This window comes from Sphingosinithalassobacter sp. CS137 (assembly GCF_014334115.1).
GTDB lineage: Bacteria > Pseudomonadota > Alphaproteobacteria > Sphingomonadales > Sphingomonadaceae > Sphingomonas.
Window position 1 is genome coordinate 283906 of record NZ_CP060494.1, and the last position, 16572, is coordinate 300477.

Below are 16572 nucleotides of genomic sequence, written 5' to 3' on the forward strand. Positions count from 1 at the left end.
TTTGCGCGCGCGAACAGCTGGACGCGCCGAACAACACGGCGGCCGAGGCGATCGCGGGCGGGAATTGCCGCGCCGAGGGTCGGATTTCAGGATGGGCATTGTACCTCAAGCACCCGAGCGCCGTCTGCTGGTCGGCCAGCCGCGGGCGGGGGCATGCCATTCGGTATCTCCGGCGAGAATGCGACTCTCCGAAACGCCCACCCCACCCGAACGCAGGAAGGCTATCGCGCGAAATCGCGCTGCACGGGCCGGAACACAATCGATCCGAAGTCTTCCGCGGCAGTCTTGGAGGCGGCCGCCATCGGCGGCGTCACACCGGCGTGCGCGATCGAGCGGCTGCCCGTCGCAAAAGCGCCTGGAACCCAGGGCTTGGACCGATGCAGATGATTCGGGTGCAGAGCCTAGCTTGGAGAGGCAATCTGGTGACCCCTACGGGAGTCAAGTCCTTTGCCTAATGCTTTGAAACACGCGAGAAATCTGCCCTTTCGGTGCAAGCGATACCATCAGAGATACCAGCAGATGTTTCGGATGCGATGAGCCGTTGCGAGATTGAAGAATGGCGAGTGAGGGGGCGCTAATCGCCGCCTTCGGGCGCGCCGATCAGTTGTGCTCGCGGGGGGTCATGTACCTCGCTGCTCGTCTATTCCTCCCGAGCCGATAGCCGATCTCGCCATAATCGAGGTCGTCGATCCGATGCAGCAGGAACACCGCGCGCGGCAACGTCTCCACGGTGTCGAGACGGCGGCGGAGTTCGTCCAGATCGTCTTCCATGTGGTTCTCCCTGCCTGCCCCCCCCCGTGCCTCGGACGGCGGGGTGGGCGGCAAGAGCGGACCGGCAGCCCCGCCGGCAGAGGCGGGGTGCACCCGCAGGGCCGTAACCTCGTGAAGGACCGGCGAAGCCGGTTGCGGCGCGCCGCGGCGGGGCTAAAGGGTAGCGACCGCCCGCACCGCTGGCCGAGGCCTCACGCCGGCGCGGGAACCGCGCCGACCGCATTGGCCGGGCAACGCCCGGTGGGAGCGGAGCGACCTGGCCCGCGCGTCAGCGCGGCCATGTCTCCATCGCAAAGCAGCTAAAGCGGCAAGAGATTCAAGCGCTTAGCACGCCCCTGGCACCAAAATAGCACCAGAGTCTCGCTCATGGTGCCACCTGTCTCCCTAAAAAACGATGTGCAGACAATGGCTTACCCCATAGGGGGAGCCATTCCCTTTATCTTGCTTTCAAAGTTCAAGTGGAACCTTGTTCAGCAACTTGTCCGTAGATTCGGACCACTCTTTAAGCAGGTCTTGTACGGCAGGCCATCCACCAGAGGACTGTGCCTCTCGTAGCTTTATCAGCTTGTCCGATATCGCTCTCGATCCAAAACAACCCTCTGCCACGTCAAGAAATTCATTAGCCTGATCAAAATTACTGCTTCTGACAAGGCATATAAGTCTGGTCCAGTCTGCGTATTCCCCCTTGATTTTCTTAAAATCAAGATACGAAACTAGTTGAATCGCTTGCCTAATAGGAGAAATTATCCGTCGATATTCATTAAATATTCCATCGAGCGGCCCCTCAAACGTGCTTAAATCAGCAACTCGTTCTCCGAGAGTCATGTGGAGAAAGGAAATCTCATCAAAAACAGGTAATATGAATGTCCAAATGTAGGTAGCCGATGGCGCCGCATCGATAGCGATTCCAGATAATATATCTTCGCTTCGCGCACCAATAAGGAAGTTTCCACTAGCGTGAAACCCAAATTTCTTCGACGCGCTCTTAATCTGCTTCTTGTCCAGCATCTTTAACCTGCCCCCGGCGCTTCCACGAGGCCGCATACGCCTGTCCCGGTCGGAAGGTTCTTTCTATAGTTTTCAATCTCCGATGGAGTCGGAACTGCAAAACCACTCTTAAGTTCAACTACATAAGAGGGTGCATTTATGGGGCCGTACACTCCGTCTGCTCGAACTGACCCCGGCGTGCCATAAGGCACAACCAAGCCATCCTTATAGGAAACCTCTGCATTGTAGAGGCCGCCAGTCGCCTTAATAGTCGCTGCAAACTGCGCATGGATACGGCTTCCTCGTATCACGCTAAACGGGAAAATCGAATACATCGGACGGTAGGGATTGTCGGCAAAGGCAGTGTTGGCCGCCCGCCGGAATGTGCCGAAGCTAGCTTCCGATCCGCAATTGTCGAGCTGGCGCGGGTTATTTTGCTGCGCATCTTGCTCAATGCCAGTACCGAGCCCACCACCAGCTCTACCACCACCACCACCGCCATAACGATATCCGCCGCCCGTGCCATAGGTATAGTATCCGGTGGATCCTCCCAGCCGCCAGCCATAGACACATATATCCGGCATGGCGTTCGAATTCTCTTGGCTCGAATCGCCTTGCTCTCGACATTCTTCCAACCCCAGCGGATCGGTCGCATTTACCGGATCGTTCCCGACATAGGCATACATATTCATGCCGTCGCCATATCCGATGGGGTCGGTCTGCAGGAACCTGCCGAGGCTGGGCGAGTACATGCGGGCCTTGTAATAGTAGAGGCCTGCTTCGGGAAGCCACGCCTGGCCGGTGTACTGGAACCGGCCGCTGTTCGCGCCGGGAATGCCGAACTCGTCGTAGCTGTTGATCCCGTTCGCGATCGGCACGCCGCTTGCGTTGGTGACCGCGATGATCGAGCCGCGCTCGTCGGGGACGAGGAACCGCCGGTCGGCCGTTCCCGCGCCTTCGTACCAGACGAGCGGATCGTCCATTCCCGGCGCTGATACATAGCGCTTCAGCAGCGTGCCCGCGCTGTCGTACTCGCCGGCGATCTCAACGCCGTCATACAGGAACCGCGTCTGAACAGTGCTGCCATAGCTCGTCAGGCGACCCAGCGGATCGTAGCTGAACGTCACGCCGTTCGACATGCCGGTGAGCAGATTGTCGAGATTATAGCCGTAGCCGATGGTGTTCGAACTGGTGAGGTTCCCGCGCAGGTCATAGCCGATCGGACTCGCTCCGATCGCCGGCAGCCGCGCCGCGGGTCTCAGCCGCTTCGATCGCCGTCACTGGCGACGCGACGAGGGAAAACAGCCATCTACGGCATGTTCTGGGATGCCTTGGGAAGGCATTTTGGTGACCCCTACGGGACTCGAACCCGTGTTTTCGCCGTGAGAGGGCGACGTCCTAGACCGCTAGACGAAGGGGCCGTGCTTGTGCGGAAGCGGGGCACTTAGTGGCGCCGGCCGCCCCCGTCAAGCGGGCGCACGCCGCAGGCCGAGCCAGCGGCGCGCCGCCGGCCAATGCCGCAACAGCGTCGCCTCGATCAGCAGCACGAGCAGCAAGGTCGCGCCGAAGAGCGGCATCAGCAGCCCGAGCAGGCAGATTGCGGCGACGAGCAATGGTCCGTAGCGCGGTCGCGCGACTTGGGGGCGGGGCGCCGAGCTTTCCTTCTGGACGCCGTCGCCACCACAGCACGAAGCTTGATAGCGACAGCGTGGCGAGGCCTAAGGCAGTGAGCGTGCCCAGCAACTGGTTCGCGCGCCCCGCGCTTTCGCGCGGACCGACGGCCTCGATCGTCTCGAAGCGATGTTCCAGCATCGCCTCGATCTGCGGCTTCCAGAGATAGATCGTGCCGGTGACCGTCAGCCACAGCACGAACGGCATCGTCAGCAATCCGGCGTAGAAGTGCCACCGCCACACGGCGTTGTACCAGCCGGCCCCCGCCACGCGCGCCATCAGAACGCCGCCCGCACGCCACCGAACACGGCGCGCCGCTCGACTGGGTAGAAGATCGCGTTCGCAGGCGAATAGGCGATCACCGCGCCGATATCGCCCACCTCGTCGCGGTCGGTGAGGTTGCGCGCGTCGAGGAACAGCGTCAGCCCTTCGCGCAGACGCGCTTCTGCGGTGAACCCGAGCAGCACATAGCCATCGGGGCGGAAGCTGTTGGCATAGTCCGCAAAGGCTCCGCGCGGCAGCCACTCGACGCGCGGCGCGACGTGCAGCGCCTCGCTGCCCAGCACGAGTTCACCGCGATAGAGATGCTCTGGGACCACGGGCAGGCGATTGTCGCCGAACTGCGGGTCGTCGCGGAACCGGAAGTCGTTGTACTGATAGACTTGCCGCAGCGTCGCCCAGCGCGCGAAGACGATGTCGAGCCCTGCCTCGATTCCCTGGTGGCGCGTGTCGCCTGCGTTGAACGTCGCTGCGGGAACGGCAGGCGGATTGACGTTGAACTGGAGCAGTTCGCCGTTGAGGTCCGCGCGATAGACGCTCACGTCGAAGGTGACGGGTCCGATCCTGCCGCGGCCGCCGATCTCCGCCGTCCATCCGCGCTGTGGATCGAGCGCGACGAAGCTGCCGGTCGGGATAGTCGGGCCGCTCTGCGCGAGCTCGCTATAGCCGGGCAGCTCGTGGCTGCGGCTGTAATTGGCGTAGAACTGCACATCCTGCGCGGGTTCGAACAACAGGCCCAGCTTGGGCGACAGCTCGTCGTAGCTGACCTCGTCGAACGCGGCGGCGGGGAAGACGAGCTCCTGCTCGCGCATGCCCGAGGTGAATACCGCGCCGGCGACCAGCGTAAGCCCGCTCATGGCCTCCAGGCGCGCCTCGGCATAGGCGTCGATCGTCCGCGCGGCGAGGTCTGCATCATAGGTGGGCGCACCGCGCCGGCCGGCGTTGTTGACGAAGCGCTTGGAATCCACCGTGCCGAAGCGCGCGCTCACGCCCGCGGTGAGCCCCAGCGCGCCGAAGCGCTGGTCGAGCCGGGCATAGAGGCCCCAATCGGTGGATTTATAGTCGAGCACCTGGAAGATGGGATGATCGAGCTGCTTGGCGTTGAGGAACATGCCCGCGTCAAGGTGTCCTTCGCCGATTTCGAAGCGCGTACGGTTCTGGAGGCGGATCGAGTCGATGTTGCGCCCCTGATCGCCTACGCTGTTGCCGGCGCGCGGCGTGTTGCGCACCGCCGTGTAGGTGAGCGCGCCCGGCAAATCCTGATCGAGCGATTGGGCACTTGCGTAGAAGCGAGTCTCGACGTCATCGGTCAGCCGGATGCCGACATTGCCGTTGAAGCGCAGGCCGCGCCGGTCGGCATGCACGCGATCTCCGTTTGACGTGTCGGCGGCGAGCGAGAGATAGGCGTCGCCGCGTGCATCTGCGAAGCCCACGCTGACGAGGCCGCGCAGCGTTTCGAAGCTGCCGCCGTCGATGCGGACGCGCCAACCGTTCGCGCTGCGCCCGGTCGGCGTCACGCCATTGATCGCGCCGCCCAGCGTCGAGGCGCCGTAGCGCAGCGCATTGGCGCCGCGGAACACCTCGATGCGCTGGAGGATCGTGGGGTCGAGTTCCTGAAAGTCGCCATTGTCGTCGGCGAGGTTGATCGGCACGCCGTCCTGAAGCAGCGTGAGCCCGCGCATGTGATAGCCGCGGCTGATGCCGGATCCGCGGATCGAAAGGCGCACTTCCTGGCCGAACCGCGGCTGCGCATAGACGCCCGGGGAAAAGGCGAGAGCCTCGCGCAGCGACACCGCGGCCTGATCGGCATAGTCGGTGGCGGGAACGACGTCGGCGCCGCCGGGGGTTTCCTGAACCTGCTGGATGGCGGCCTGAGTGATCTGCTCGGCCGAAACGATGATCTCCCGTTCGTCGGGAGTCCGGGGGCTCTGCTGGGCGGGTGCGGGTGCCGCGATGCCCAGCAGCGACGCGCCGCACAGGGCGCGGGCAATGGCGTGCATTGACTGAATTCCTTCGCATGACTGGAGCGCCGCGCGCGGACTGCGCACGGCAAGGGGTCAGGCGAAGGCGGGGGGACCGGTGGCGGGCGGGGGAGGGGCGGCGAGACCGCGGCCGGGCGCGGGGCCGGTCCGATCCGGGAAGGGGACGGCCCGATCAGCCGAGCGGGACGGGGCGCTTGCGGGCGGCGCCTGGGGCAGGCTGACCGCGAGCGCCATGCCGGCGAAGGCGCAGGTGGAATCGGCGCCTGCGTCGGGCGCCGGATCGCCCTCCGGCGCGGGCATTGCCGCTTCGAGCAGGGCCCGGGCCGAGTCGACCGCCGGGGCGCCGGGAAGCGCGTTGCAGAGCGCGATCCGGACCGTTCCGGCATGCGCCTGCGGCATCCATCCGGCGGGGATGGCGATCCGCACGAGCAGCGCGCAGGCGACGAGCGCCAGCACCAGCCGACCGCCAAAGCCCCCTTTGTTCCACACGCCGCGCATCTGGCCGGCCCCTTGGCGCCGATCCGTGCCGAACGCAAGCAGCATGGACCGGCGCCTGCGAGAGATCAGCCGCAGGGCGTGGGCGAAACGCCCTGCCGGGTCTGGCGGATCGGCAGCATCCTTCCGTCATCGTCGTAGCGCAGCGGCTCGACCGCCACGGCGCGGCGGAATTCGGAGCCCGGCACGCCGTCGATCGTCAGCGTTCCATCATGATAGAAGAAGTACCACTTGCCCCTGAACTCCTCGATCCCGGCATGGATGGTGAAGCTGTTCTCGGCCGCGCCGGTCAGCTCGCCGCGATAGGTCCAGGGGCCTTCCATCGACGGGGCGGTGGCATAGGAGATGTGCTCCGCGGTCTGCTCGCCTTCGACGAACGAGGCATAGGTCATGTAATAGAGGTCGCCGCGCTTGTGCAGCCACGGCCCCTCGAGGAAGTTGGTGAGATGCAGCTCGCGCGGCGGCCCGTCGAGCTCGATCATGTTGGGCTTGAGCTTCGCCAGATAGAGATTGGAATTGCCCCAGGCCATCCAGGGCGTGCCGTCGTCGTCGATCAGCACGGTGGGATCGATGTCGCTCCAGGCGCGCCACGTTTCCGGATTGTCGCGCACCAGCGCCGAGCCGCGCGCGTCGACGAAGGGGCCGGTGGGGCTGTCGCTCACGGCGACGCCGATCGCCTTGCCGGGATGGCTGTCGTCATGTTCGACGGTGACGTAGAAATAATATTTCCCGTCCTTCTCGACCATTTCGGCGGCCCATGCCTCGCCTTCGGCCCAGGCGAAGTCGGTGGGCTTCAGGATCGCGCCGTGATCGGTCCAGTCGCGCATGTCGCTGGTCGAATAGGCGACCCATTCGTCGATCCGGAATCCCTCGTCGCCCTCGTCGTGCCCGGCATAGACATAGAGGCGGTCGCCGACGGCGAGCGGCGCCGGATCGGCAGTGAAGCGATTGCGGAAGATCGGATTGCACGCCCCCGACGGCGCGGCGGCGGCCGAAGCTGCCGGTGTTGCCGACGCGACGGGCGCCGCAGCGGTGGCGGCGTTCGGCCCGGCCGTGCTGGTGCACCCGGCAAGCGCCAGCGCCCCCGCGAGCAGGGCGGCGGCGGCTGCGCGGCGCGGCGCGGCCGGAACGGAGGCGAACGGCAGGACGGAACGATGCGACACCAATGACTCTCCCTTGGTTGTGGCGCCTTCCCCGCGACGTGCGACGCGGGGGCCGGCGACCCGGCCCCCTAAGCACCGGCTCGGCCCGCGCGCGTCAAGAGCCGGCGGGGCCGATCGCGCGGCGCGCGGCGCTTCGCTTCGCAGTTTTCGCGTCGATCCTTTTCGAAAGTTGCCGGTGCCGGACATTTTCTAACAACCGCGCACGCGGGGCGGGGAAGGCCGGGAGGAGGTGGGCCGCGGCGGCACGGCGCGCGCGGCGTGCGCCCGGGGCTCGTGCGCCGCGCGGCCATAATGGTCGCGGAGCTGGACGCGCCAGTCGACCGGTTCGGACCAGTCGAACTCGGGCGCGTCGCGCTCGCGCCGCAGCGCGGGTGGAGCGGGCGCGGCATGCGCCCGGCGGGCGCGCAGCGCGGCGATCAGCAGCCGCTCGTTGACGCGCTCGCGCCAGCCGATGATGCGCCCGCGATACAGGACGGGCACCCGCTCGGGATCGGAGAGCGTGCCGAGCGCGGCGCCCAGCGCCTCGTCGCGCGCGCGATCGAGCGCGGCATCCCAGGCGGCGGCGAAGCCCTCCGCCCCCGGCCGCTCGCGCAGCTGATAGGCCGAGCGCGCCGACTTCCCCACCGACCGCGCCGCCCGCGCGACGACGCCGCTGCGCGCCAGCGCGGCGACGAAGGCGATCTGACGCTCCGAAGTCCAGCCGCCCGCCGTCACCCGCGCGAGCGGGACGGGCGCGAAGAGGAGGAGGTCGTCGGGAGTGGCGGAACGGTACATAAGGGGAACATGGCAGATTTTAGGCGTGTAGGAAAGGGGCGGGTATGCGCCCAAATGTCAGTCATTCGCTGAGCCATCGGCTAGCCCCGGAAACTGCCATCCGTTCAGATGACGCCATGACTTAGTCCCGTGGAGAGGAAGCGCCAAAGTTGCATCTTCCTTTCACAATTTGACTTTGTGAAACGGTAATGTATATAGATCGTGTCGATTAGGAAAGGCTCGACTATGGCTGCTACGCTTCACGTCCTCCGGCCGCAGACGCCGCCGCTCGCCGGCTTTCTCCGCCTCGGGCACACAGGCCACCGCAAGCTTGCTGAGCTTCACGCGGCCGGCCGCTTTCCTTTCAAGCGCGTGGTCGTCGATGCTGCACACTTCCTCGAACAGCGCGATCTGGTAAAGTCGCTGAAGGCGTCCGGCTGCGAAATCGTCATCGATCCGAACTTCGCCGAGATGGCGACGGCACGTTTCGGGTCGTCTGCGCTGCAGAAGCTCGGCTGGTCCAACGCGGACCGTCCTTGGCAGGACAGCGATTTCGGAACGCGCCGGAACTATGACGCAGCTCGCGCGATCGCGAAGTTCGCAATCGAAGCAGGCGTGCATGCGGTTCTTGCGCCGACCCACTTGATCGAGGCCAACCAGCAGAGTTGGCGGGCGGTTGATATGCGGATGTGCGAGGCACTTCGGCACGAGCTCGATCAGGCTGGGGGAAGAGAGATAGAGATTGACTATCAGCTTATCACGACCGCCGGGGTGCTGAAGGATGCTCCGCTGCGCGACAGCTTGGCGGCGGACATCGCCAGCCTGCCGATCTCGAATGTCTGGCTACGTGTCTCGGGCTTCGGTGCGACCGCGACAGGTTCAGGTACGCGCACTTTCGTCGAGACGGTGCGCGCTCTTCACACGATCGGCCGCCCTTTGATCGTTGATATGGCCGGCGGCTTTGCCGGTTTGGCGACGATGGCGTTTGGCGCTGTCGCGGGCATCAGTCATGGTGTGGGGCAGAAGGAAGGGTTCAAGGCGAGCGACTGGAGCAAGCCGCCTAGTGGCGGCGGCGGTGCCGGTGCCCGCACCTATATTCCGGAGCTTGACCGCTACCTAAAGGAAGAGCAACTCGCCGCCATCTACGCGGCGCGTGGTGGTCGCTCGCGGTTTAGCTGTAACGACCAAGGTTGCTGCCCGGGCGGCGCCGAGGACATGTTCGAAAATTCGCACGCGCATTTCATCAATCAGCGCCACCGGCAGATCGAGGACATCTCTGGGACGCCGGAGCTTCGTCGGAGCGAGCAGTTTCTCCTGAAGCATCTCGATCCCGCCATCCGGTCGGCGCGTTTTGGTGCGAAGCTCAAGATCGAGGACGCGAAGGTGGCGAAAACGGTGAATGCGGCGAAGGGTCGGATGATCCGTCTCCGCGATGCGCTCTCCGATCTTGATTCAAAAGGACAGCCTGATACCCGGTCGCGCGCCACCATCTTCAGGGGCGGATCAAAGGGCGTTAGCGCGGTTCTCGGACGATAAATATGGCAAGTGCAGTCGCTACAATCATCAATGACCTACGGGAGCGCGGAGGGCTGAAAGGCACTGACGTCGCGAACATCGCGGCCGTGTCCCCCGCCACGGTGTCGCGCTGGACCACGGGCACGTCGTTCCCGCAGCCTAAGACCCAGCTTCTGATCTCGGATCTTCGCTATGTCGTTGATCGGCTCGCCGACCTCTACGATCCCGAAGAGACGCGCCTCTGGCTCTACGCCAAGCATCGCTTGCTCAACGGTGAGCGCGCGATCGATCTCATCCACGGAGGTCGAGCGGATGAGGTGCTGGGTATCATCGAAGGGCTGAACGAAGGGACGTACAGCTAAGGTGATGGGCTCGCCGCGGGTGCATGACCGGGCGATCCTTGACGCCCTCGAGGCTACCGAAACGATAGCACTCACCTTGGACGTGTGGCGGATCACGCGGTCGGATCGCGATCCAATCCGCGGTTCTGCGGCTTCGGGGCGGTGGAGCCCCGGTGGTACCATCGAAGTGCTCTACACGAGCCTTGAACGCGATGGCGCTCTTGCCGAGATCGGGTTTCGGCTCGGCCTCGAACCGGTCTGGCCAAGTCGCATCTCGCATCAGATCCACGAGATTAGGGCTCAGACTGAGCGGACCCTCCAGTTCGCGGACGTGCCGGCGCTCGCCGCATTCGGCATCGACACCGATCGCTATTCCACCTTTGATTATGACGCATGCCAGGCGCTTGCGGCGGCTGCGCACTTCATGGAGTTTGATGGGCTTCTAGTCCCGAGCGCTCGACATCGCTCCCAGAATCTCGTCGTGTTCATGGACCGCGGCGCGGCGACCTCGCTTGAAGTCCGCTCAACCGACGACGTGGACTGGGCAGCATGGCGACGCGCCAACAAACCTTAGAACGGGCGCGACATCACGAGAAATCCAAAACGAAAGAGGCTGCCGGTCCCAATCGTGACGCTGGTATTGGTTGCGCCGCGGAGACGCGCTGTCAGGAAATTATATCGCTGCCAGCGCAGGCGGAGTGAGGACTTGATTCGCTCGAAGCCTTGGCTCCCCCGATGTCGCGGGTAATCTAGCATCACCATACCCAAGCTGCTGTCGAAGGCAGCTTTCCCATGCCGCCGGCCCGGAAGCTGAACGTCCGCCACCGGCCCAAAACCCGCCGACGCTCAAGTTGCGGAGCTACGCCGCCACCTTCCGGCGCTGCGCCATTTCCTCGTTCAGCATCTCCGCCAGCAGGAACGCCAGCTCGAGCGACTGGCCGGCGTTGAGGCGGGGGTCGCAGTGGGTGTGGTAGCGGGCTTCGAGGTCGGCCTCGCTCACGTCGATCATGCCGCCGGTGCATTCGGTGACGTTCTGCCCGGTCATCTCGCAATGGATGCCGCCGGCGAAGGTGCCTTCGGCGCGGTGGACGGCGAAGAAGCCGCGGACTTCGTCGAGGATGCGGTCGAAGGGGCGGGTCTTGTAGCCGTTGGCGGCCTTGACGACGTTGCCGTGCATCGGATCGCAGCTCCAGACGACCGGATGCCCCTCGCGCTTCACCGCGCGGACGAGGGCGGGGAGGGCGGCCTCGATCCTGTCGTGCCCGTAGCGGGTGATGAGCGTCATCCGGCCGGGGGTGCGCGCGGGGTTGAGCGTGTCGAGCAGGCGCAGCAGCGCGTCGGGATCGAGGCTGGGGCCGCACTTCATCCCGATCGGGTTGCCGATGCCGCGCAGGAACTCGACATGCGCGCTGCCTTCGAACCGGGTGCGGTCGCCGATCCAGAGCATGTGCGCGCTGGTATCGTACCATTGGCCGGTCAGGCTGTCCTGCCGCGTGAGCGCCTGTTCATAGGGGAGCAGCAGCGCTTCGTGGCTGGTGTAGAAATCGGTGGCGTTGAGCTGGGGCACGCGATCGGGATCGATGCCGCAGGCGGCCATGAACTCGAGCGATTCGCCGATGCGATCGGCGACGTCGGCGAAGCGCGCGGTCCACGGGCTCTTGCCCATGAAATCGAGCGTCCATTTATGGACCTGATGCAGATTGGCATAGCCGCCGGTGGCGAAGGCGCGCAGCAGGTTGAGCGTCGCCGCGGCCTGGCTGTAGCCCTGAATCATCCGCTCGGGATCGGGGATGCGCGCTTCGGGAGTGAAGGCGGCGCCGTTGACATTGTCGCCGCGATAGCTGGGCAGCTCGACGCCGCCGATCGTCTCGGTGGGTGCCGAGCGGGGCTTGGCGAACTGGCCCGCCATGCGGCCGAGCTTCACCGTCGGCAGCTTCGAGGCGAAAGTGAGCACCACCGCCATCTGGAGGATGACGCGGAAGGTGTCGCGGATGTTGTTGGGGTGGAACTCGGCGAAGCTCTCGGCACAGTCGCCGCCCTGGAGCAGGAACGCCTTGCCCTCGGCCACGCGGGCGAGCTCCTCGGTGAGCATCCGCGCCTCGCCCGCAAAGACGAGCGGCGGGAAGGAGGCGAGCCGCGCCGTGGCGGCATCGAGCGCGGCGGGATCGGGATAGTCGGGGAGCTGGCGCGCCTCGGCGGACTTCCAGCTGTCGGGGGACCATTTGGCCATGGCGTCGTCTCCGGCACGATAGGGCAGGAACCAGTCGGCATGATGGGCGATGCCATTGGCGGCGATCTGATTGACGGCGGCGCCGGTGGCGCGCTTGCCATGCTCCTCCCAGCCCTGGACGGTGGAGCCGGGCGCACCATACCAGGCGCCGAAGGCGGCACGGGAAAGGCCGCGCTCTTCGCGGAACCTGCGGATCTTGTGGCCGGCGAGCGTCGTCATGCGACGCGGCTTACTCCGGGAGAGTAAGGGGCGTCAACTCAGATCGGGTAATTCAATAGCCGGCAGCGAGATCGACGACGTTCTTCATCGGCTTTCCGGCGCGGAAGGCCTCAAGATTTTCGAGGAAGAGCGCGGCGGCGCGCTGGAACATGCGCGTCTGGCTGCGGCCCGAAAGGTGCATCGTCAGTATCGCGTTGGGCGCCGACCAGAGCGGGTGCTCGGGCGGCAGCGGCTCGGGCGTGACCGTGTCGAGGAAAGCGCCGGCGATGCGCCGCTTGACCAGCGCCTCGACCAACGCGTCCTGATCGACCATGTCGCCGCGGGCGATGTTGACCAGCCAGGCGGAGGTCTTCATCGCCGCCAGCGCGTCAGCGCCGATCAGCGCCTGCGTCTCGCCGGTCGAGGGGGCGGCGAGGATCACCCAGTCATAGTCGCCGATGCGGGCGCGCCAGGCGTCGGGCGTGAGCGTGCCGTCGCGGCCCGAGCGCGTGACGCCGGTGACATCGACGCCGAACGCGGCGAGGCGATCGCCGATCATCCGGCCGATCGTGCCATAGCCGACGATCAGCGCGCGGGTGTCGTAGAGCTCGAGCTTGCCGGGCGCGTCGGTGGTCCATTCGCGGCGATCGGCGAGGCGGACGACTTCGTCGAAGCGCTTGGCGGCGGCGAGCACGCCGAGCACGGCATATTCGGCGACCGCCTCGGCATTGATGCCGGTGCCGTTGGTGAGGATCGTGCCCTGCGCCTGCATCCGATCGAGATCGAACGGATCGACTCCGGCATAGAGAGTGAAGACCCATTGGAGCGCCTGGGCGCGGGCGAGCGTCTCGGCGGTGTAGCGCGAGCGCTGCATGTCGACCCAGGCGATGTCGGCATCGGCGATCGCTTCGCCGGCATCCTCGCGATCCTGGAACCAGTGGACCTGAAGGTCGGCCGGCAGGCGCGGCTCGAGCAGCGGGCGGGCGAGCGCGGGGAGAACGGCCTTCATAGCTGCACCTTCCATTCCCAGCCGAGCGGGTCGCCGTCCATGACTTCGACGCCGGCGGCAGTGAGTTCGTCGCGGATCGCGTCGGAGCGAGCGAAGTCCCTTGCTGCGCGGGCGTCGCGGCGCTCGGCGAGCTTCGCTTCGATCGCCTCGGCGGCGAGCGCGGCATCGGCGGGGCGGACGCGCAGCGCCTCGCGGCTGAGCGTGCGCAGCTCGAGCCCGAGCACTGCGTCGAACGCGCTCAGGAGCGCGGCCTTGGCGCCCGCGGCGAGGCGCTTGTCGGCGAGCATCGTTTCGAGCAGCGGGAGTGCCTTGGGCGTGTTGAGATCGTCGGCGACCGCGGCGTCGAGCTGCGCGAGATAGTCGCTGCCGCGCTCCGCGTCCTCCTCCTGCGTTTCTGGCGGGATCGCTTTGCGCGCCGCCATCACCAGCCGCTTGAGCCGAGTGAGCGCGGCAAGCAGATTTTCCGGGCTGAACTCGAGCTCGCTGCGATAATGCGCACTGAGGCACATCAGCCGATAGGCGAGGGGATGCACGCCGCGATCGATCAGCGACTGAAGCGTGGCGATGCCGCCCTTCGACTTCGACATCTTGCCGCCGCGATCGACGAGAAAATTATTGTGCATCCAGAAGCGGGCGCCGCTGTCGGCACAATCGCAAAAGGCCTGGTTCTGGGCGATTTCGTTGACGTGGTGGATCTCGCGATGGTCGATTCCGCCGGTGTGGATGTCGAACGGGAAGCCGAGATACTGGCGGCTCATCACCGAACATTCCAAGTGCCAGCCCGGCGCCCCGCGGCCCCAGGGCGAATCCCACTCCATCTGGCGCGTCTCGCCGGGCGGCGTGCGGCGCCATATCGCGAAATCCTGGGGATGGCGCTTGCCCGCGACCGGATCGATGCGGCCTTCGCCGGCGTCGTCCTGACCGCCCGCGAGCCGCCCGTAGTGCGGCACGGTGGTGCTGTCGAAGTAGAGGCCGCTGTCGATCTGATAGCAGTGCCGCTCCGCGATCGACTGCCCGAATTCGATCATCCCGGCGACATGATCGGTCGCGGTCGGCATGTGCGTGGGGGGCACGATGTTGAGATCGGCGAGGTTGGACTTGAATACCCCGGTATAATGCGCCGCGATGTCCCAGGCGCTCATCGCCCGCGCCTTTGCCGCCGCCTCCATCTTGTCGTCCCCGGCGTCGGCATCGGAGGTGAGATGGCCGACATCGGTGATGTTGACGACATGGGTGACGGCATAGCCCTTCCAGCGCAGCATCCGGGCCAGCGTGTCGGTGAACACATAGGCGCGCAGATTGCCGAGGTGCGGATCGCTGTAGACGGTCGGTCCACAGGAGTAGATGCGGACGCCGCGCTCGGGATCGAGCGGAGCGAACGGCTCAAGGCGGCGGGAGAGGCTGTTGTGAAGCGTGATCGGCGTGCCGGACATGGCGGCGGCATTAGCGCGGACACCGCCGCGTCACAAATCGCATTCACAAGGCCAATCAATCTGCGCATCCTTGCAAGAAAGCGAATCGGGGCGGGTGCTTTCCGGATCGGCGTCTGGAGAGTTGAGCATGGACAATGTCGCGATTCTGGGCGGAGTCGCAGCGATCATCGCGGCCGTGTTGCTGGTCCGCTACATACGGCGCCGGCGGGCGATGGAGCGCCGTGCGCGTCGGCGCAAGAGGCGCATCGCGCGCGAACACGCATGGAATCGGGTGTTCGGACGACGGCCAAGACGGCTGACCCATCGACTGGCGGACGACCCGACCGCGGACCAATAGGCCGGGCCGGGGGCTAGTCCTCGCCGAGCCCGGCGCGGACCATTGCCGACCAGATCTCGGCCGGATCGCTGCCTGCCGCCCGGCCGGCGGCGACCATTTCCGGAGTCGGTTCTCGCAGCGTGCGGAGCACTGCCTTGGCGCGCTCGACCTCCTGGTCCCAGCTCGCGTCGATCTGGCCGCTGACAGCCGCGGCGATGGCCGCGCCGCCGTTGGAAGTCTGGCCGTTGGGGCTGCGTGCCTCGGCGCAGATCACGCGGGCGACGCGCTCGATCGGCGAAGTGACGGAGATATCGGTCATGAAGCTGGCTCCGGGTTCCTGTTCGGCACTGCAACGCGCGGCCCGACGCGGCCGTTCCGAACGCGTACCGCTCAGCTGTTCAGCGCGTTCGAGGCGAACATCATCAGCGCGAAGCCGAGCGCGAAGCTGACGCTCGACCATTTGCGCGGCGGATCGGGCGCATCGCCTTCCGACAGCGTATCCTCGACCGTCGCAAGGAGCAGCACGCCGGCGATGAAGGCGAGGACGAGCGCCTGCGAGGAGCTGTCGCCGGTTTCCAGCCCGAGATAGCCGATCGCGGCGGCGACCGGCGCGACCACCGGAAGCGAAGCCATGGCGATCCAGCGCATCTTCTTGCCGGAGTTGCGCAGATTCGCGGCGGCGGCAAATCCGGTGGGAATATTCGCGACGACCTGGCTGGCGGCGAGCAGCGCGCCGAGACTGGCGGCGACCGACGAGCCGGCGCCGGTAAGAAAGCCATCGGTGAAGAGATCCACGCCCACCGCGGCCACGACCATCATCGCACCCGTGCGCACGCTTGCCTGAAGATGTCCGACGAGCCTGGCAATGCCGATCGAAACGAGCGCGCCGACGAGAAAGGCGAGTCCGACGCTCCACCCGCGCGCGTCCATCAGCGCGCGCGGCATCAGTTCGACCGCGACGATCGCGATGGCGATGCCAGCAGCGCCATGGAGCGCGACGCCGACGATCCAGCGCGCAGGCTTTGTCAGCAGCGCGATTCCACTGCCGATCGCGTTTCCGAGCCCCGGCAGCAGCGCCAGGGCGAGCACCGTCCAGAACTCACCCATCGGCGGCTGAACGGGCGAGTTCCGGATCGGTTCTGTGCTTCGCTAAAAAGATCGCCACTCAGGCGGCGATGGCATGCTGCCAGGCGGGCTTGCCGCTGGTACGGATCAGGCCGGTGCCGACAGTGCCCGTCGCCACGAGCGGCACGGCAGTGGAGCAGTGTGCGCATTCGGCGGTCATGCGGCCGATGATCCACTGCGACCCGCCACAGCCGGGGCAGTGATTCGCCTCGTCGGGGCGATAGGCGACGCGATACCCGGTGCGGGCCTGACGGATGCCAAAGTCGTACATCGTATGTCTCCCTGTAACCGGGGCAATGAACGA

The 16572-nt window shown here is 65.9% G+C and carries 17 protein-coding genes and 1 tRNA gene; 3 read left to right on the forward strand and 15 right to left on the reverse strand.

What is annotated here, in order from left to right; genetic code table 11:
• Positions 1-600: 600 nt before the first annotated feature.
• The 9 genes from H7V21_RS01275 to H7V21_RS01315 all read right to left on the reverse strand — a co-directional run bounded on the left by H7V21_RS01275 (position 601) and on the right by H7V21_RS01315 (position 8122).
• Positions 601-771 (reverse strand): sigma factor-like helix-turn-helix DNA-binding protein, encoded by a 171-nt coding sequence (locus H7V21_RS01275; protein ID WP_188054848.1) that lies wholly within the window; start codon positions 769-771, stop codon positions 601-603.
• Between the two features lie 447 nt (positions 772-1218).
• Entirely contained in the window at positions 1219-1779 is a 561-nt protein-coding gene (locus tag H7V21_RS01280; RefSeq protein WP_188054849.1) for a hypothetical protein, read from the reverse strand.
• 2 nt (positions 1780-1781) lie between these two features.
• Complete coding sequence (locus H7V21_RS01285; protein ID WP_188054850.1) at positions 1782-2897, reverse strand: RHS repeat-associated core domain-containing protein; 1116 nt, start codon at positions 2895-2897, stop codon at positions 1782-1784.
• A gap of 206 nt (positions 2898-3103) precedes the next feature.
• A tRNA-Glu gene (locus H7V21_RS01290) sits at positions 3104-3179 on the reverse strand.
• The gene (locus tag H7V21_RS15800; RefSeq protein ID WP_262503951.1) at positions 3157-3708 is read right to left on the reverse strand and encodes a PepSY domain-containing protein; all 552 of its coding nucleotides are present in this window, start codon (positions 3706-3708) and stop codon (positions 3157-3159) included. Before H7V21_RS15800 ends, H7V21_RS01290 begins: the two co-directional genes overlap by 23 nt.
• Complete coding sequence (locus tag H7V21_RS01300) at positions 3708-5708, reverse strand: TonB-dependent receptor family protein (RefSeq protein ID WP_188054851.1); 2001 nt, start codon at positions 5706-5708, stop codon at positions 3708-3710. The genes H7V21_RS15800 and H7V21_RS01300 overlap by 1 nt, the downstream gene beginning before the upstream one ends.
• A gap of 57 nt (positions 5709-5765) precedes the next feature.
• Positions 5766-6233 (reverse strand): hypothetical protein, encoded by a 468-nt coding sequence (locus H7V21_RS01305; protein ID WP_188054852.1) that lies wholly within the window; start codon positions 6231-6233, stop codon positions 5766-5768.
• A gap of 20 nt (positions 6234-6253) precedes the next feature.
• Positions 6254-7348 carry a family 43 glycosylhydrolase gene (locus H7V21_RS01310; RefSeq protein WP_262503952.1) on the reverse strand — a complete coding sequence of 365 codons (1095 nt, stop codon included), beginning with the start codon at positions 7346-7348 and terminating at the stop codon, positions 6254-6256.
• Positions 7349-7537: 189 nt separating this feature from the next.
• Entirely contained in the window at positions 7538-8122 is a 585-nt protein-coding gene (locus H7V21_RS01315; RefSeq protein ID WP_188054854.1) for a hypothetical protein, read from the reverse strand.
• A 225-nt stretch (positions 8123-8347) separates the two neighbouring features.
• Here H7V21_RS01315 and H7V21_RS01320 point away from each other — a divergent pair, with 225 nt between their 5' ends.
• The 3 genes from H7V21_RS01320 to H7V21_RS01330 are packed head-to-tail and all read left to right on the forward strand — an operon-like array spanning position 8348 to position 10531.
• Positions 8348-9637, forward strand: a complete 1290-nt coding sequence (locus H7V21_RS01320; protein WP_188054855.1) for a hypothetical protein — start codon at positions 8348-8350, stop codon at positions 9635-9637.
• A 2-nt stretch (positions 9638-9639) separates the two neighbouring features.
• Complete coding sequence (locus H7V21_RS01325) at positions 9640-9978, forward strand: helix-turn-helix domain-containing protein (protein WP_066706670.1); 339 nt, start codon at positions 9640-9642, stop codon at positions 9976-9978.
• Positions 9979-9982: 4 nt separating this feature from the next.
• Positions 9983-10531, forward strand: coding sequence for an RES family NAD+ phosphorylase (locus H7V21_RS01330; protein WP_188056287.1), 549 nt, complete (start codon positions 9983-9985; stop codon positions 10529-10531).
• A gap of 285 nt (positions 10532-10816) precedes the next feature.
• Here H7V21_RS01330 and H7V21_RS01335 read toward each other — a convergent pair whose 3' ends face one another.
• The 6 genes from H7V21_RS01335 to H7V21_RS01360 form a co-directional block, all read right to left on the reverse strand.
• Entirely contained in the window at positions 10817-12187 is a 1371-nt protein-coding gene (locus H7V21_RS01335; RefSeq protein WP_188056288.1) for a class II 3-deoxy-7-phosphoheptulonate synthase, read from the reverse strand.
• A gap of 271 nt (positions 12188-12458) precedes the next feature.
• Positions 12459-13394, reverse strand: coding sequence for a D-2-hydroxyacid dehydrogenase (locus H7V21_RS01340; protein ID WP_188054856.1), 936 nt, complete (start codon positions 13392-13394; stop codon positions 12459-12461).
• Positions 13391-14827 (reverse strand): cysteine--tRNA ligase, encoded by a 1437-nt coding sequence (gene cysS, locus H7V21_RS01345; protein WP_188054857.1) that lies wholly within the window; start codon positions 14825-14827, stop codon positions 13391-13393. Before cysS ends, H7V21_RS01340 begins: the two co-directional genes overlap by 4 nt.
• Positions 14828-15177: 350 nt before the next feature.
• Entirely contained in the window at positions 15178-15462 is a 285-nt protein-coding gene (locus H7V21_RS01350; protein WP_188054858.1) for a hypothetical protein, read from the reverse strand.
• A 71-nt stretch (positions 15463-15533) separates the two neighbouring features.
• Complete coding sequence (locus tag H7V21_RS01355; RefSeq protein ID WP_188054859.1) at positions 15534-16250, reverse strand: ZIP family metal transporter; 717 nt, start codon at positions 16248-16250, stop codon at positions 15534-15536.
• Positions 16251-16308: 58 nt separating this feature from the next.
• Positions 16309-16539, reverse strand: coding sequence for a hypothetical protein (locus H7V21_RS01360; protein WP_188054860.1), 231 nt, complete (start codon positions 16537-16539; stop codon positions 16309-16311).
• Positions 16540-16572 lie beyond the last annotated feature (33 nt).

Bases quoted from the DNA above. Each gene is read 5' to 3' on its own strand.
- H7V21_RS01275 (WP_188054848.1), bottom strand. From the start codon at position 771: ATGGAAGACGATCTGGACGAACTCCGCCGCCGTCTCGACACCGTGGAG.
- H7V21_RS01280 (WP_188054849.1), bottom strand. From the start codon at position 1,779: ATGCTGGACAAGAAGCAGATTAAGAGCGCGTCGAAGAAATTTGGGTTT.
- H7V21_RS01285 (WP_188054850.1), bottom strand. From the start codon at position 2,897: ATGTCGAACGGCGTGACGTTCAGCTACGATCCGCTGGGTCGCCTGACG.
- H7V21_RS15800 (WP_262503951.1), bottom strand. From the start codon at position 3,708: ATGGCGCGCGTGGCGGGGGCCGGCTGGTACAACGCCGTGTGGCGGTGG.
- H7V21_RS01300 (WP_188054851.1), bottom strand. From the start codon at position 5,708: ATGCACGCCATTGCCCGCGCCCTGTGCGGCGCGTCGCTGCTGGGCATC.
- H7V21_RS01305 (WP_188054852.1), bottom strand. From the start codon at position 6,233: ATGCTGCTTGCGTTCGGCACGGATCGGCGCCAAGGGGCCGGCCAGATG.
- H7V21_RS01315 (WP_188054854.1), bottom strand. From the start codon at position 8,122: ATGTACCGTTCCGCCACTCCCGACGACCTCCTCCTCTTCGCGCCCGTC.
- H7V21_RS01320 (WP_188054855.1), top strand. From the start codon at position 8,348: ATGGCTGCTACGCTTCACGTCCTCCGGCCGCAGACGCCGCCGCTCGCC.
- H7V21_RS01325 (WP_066706670.1), top strand. From the start codon at position 9,640: ATGGCAAGTGCAGTCGCTACAATCATCAATGACCTACGGGAGCGCGGA.
- H7V21_RS01330 (WP_188056287.1), top strand. From the start codon at position 9,983: ATGGGCTCGCCGCGGGTGCATGACCGGGCGATCCTTGACGCCCTCGAG.
- H7V21_RS01335 (WP_188056288.1), bottom strand. From the start codon at position 12,187: ATGGCCAAATGGTCCCCCGACAGCTGGAAGTCCGCCGAGGCGCGCCAG.
- H7V21_RS01340 (WP_188054856.1), bottom strand. From the start codon at position 13,394: ATGAAGGCCGTTCTCCCCGCGCTCGCCCGCCCGCTGCTCGAGCCGCGC.
- cysS (WP_188054857.1), bottom strand. From the start codon at position 14,827: ATGTCCGGCACGCCGATCACGCTTCACAACAGCCTCTCCCGCCGCCTT.
- H7V21_RS01350 (WP_188054858.1), bottom strand. From the start codon at position 15,462: ATGACCGATATCTCCGTCACTTCGCCGATCGAGCGCGTCGCCCGCGTG.
- H7V21_RS01355 (WP_188054859.1), bottom strand. From the start codon at position 16,250: ATGGGTGAGTTCTGGACGGTGCTCGCCCTGGCGCTGCTGCCGGGGCTC.
- H7V21_RS01360 (WP_188054860.1), bottom strand. From the start codon at position 16,539: ATGTACGACTTTGGCATCCGTCAGGCCCGCACCGGGTATCGCGTCGCC.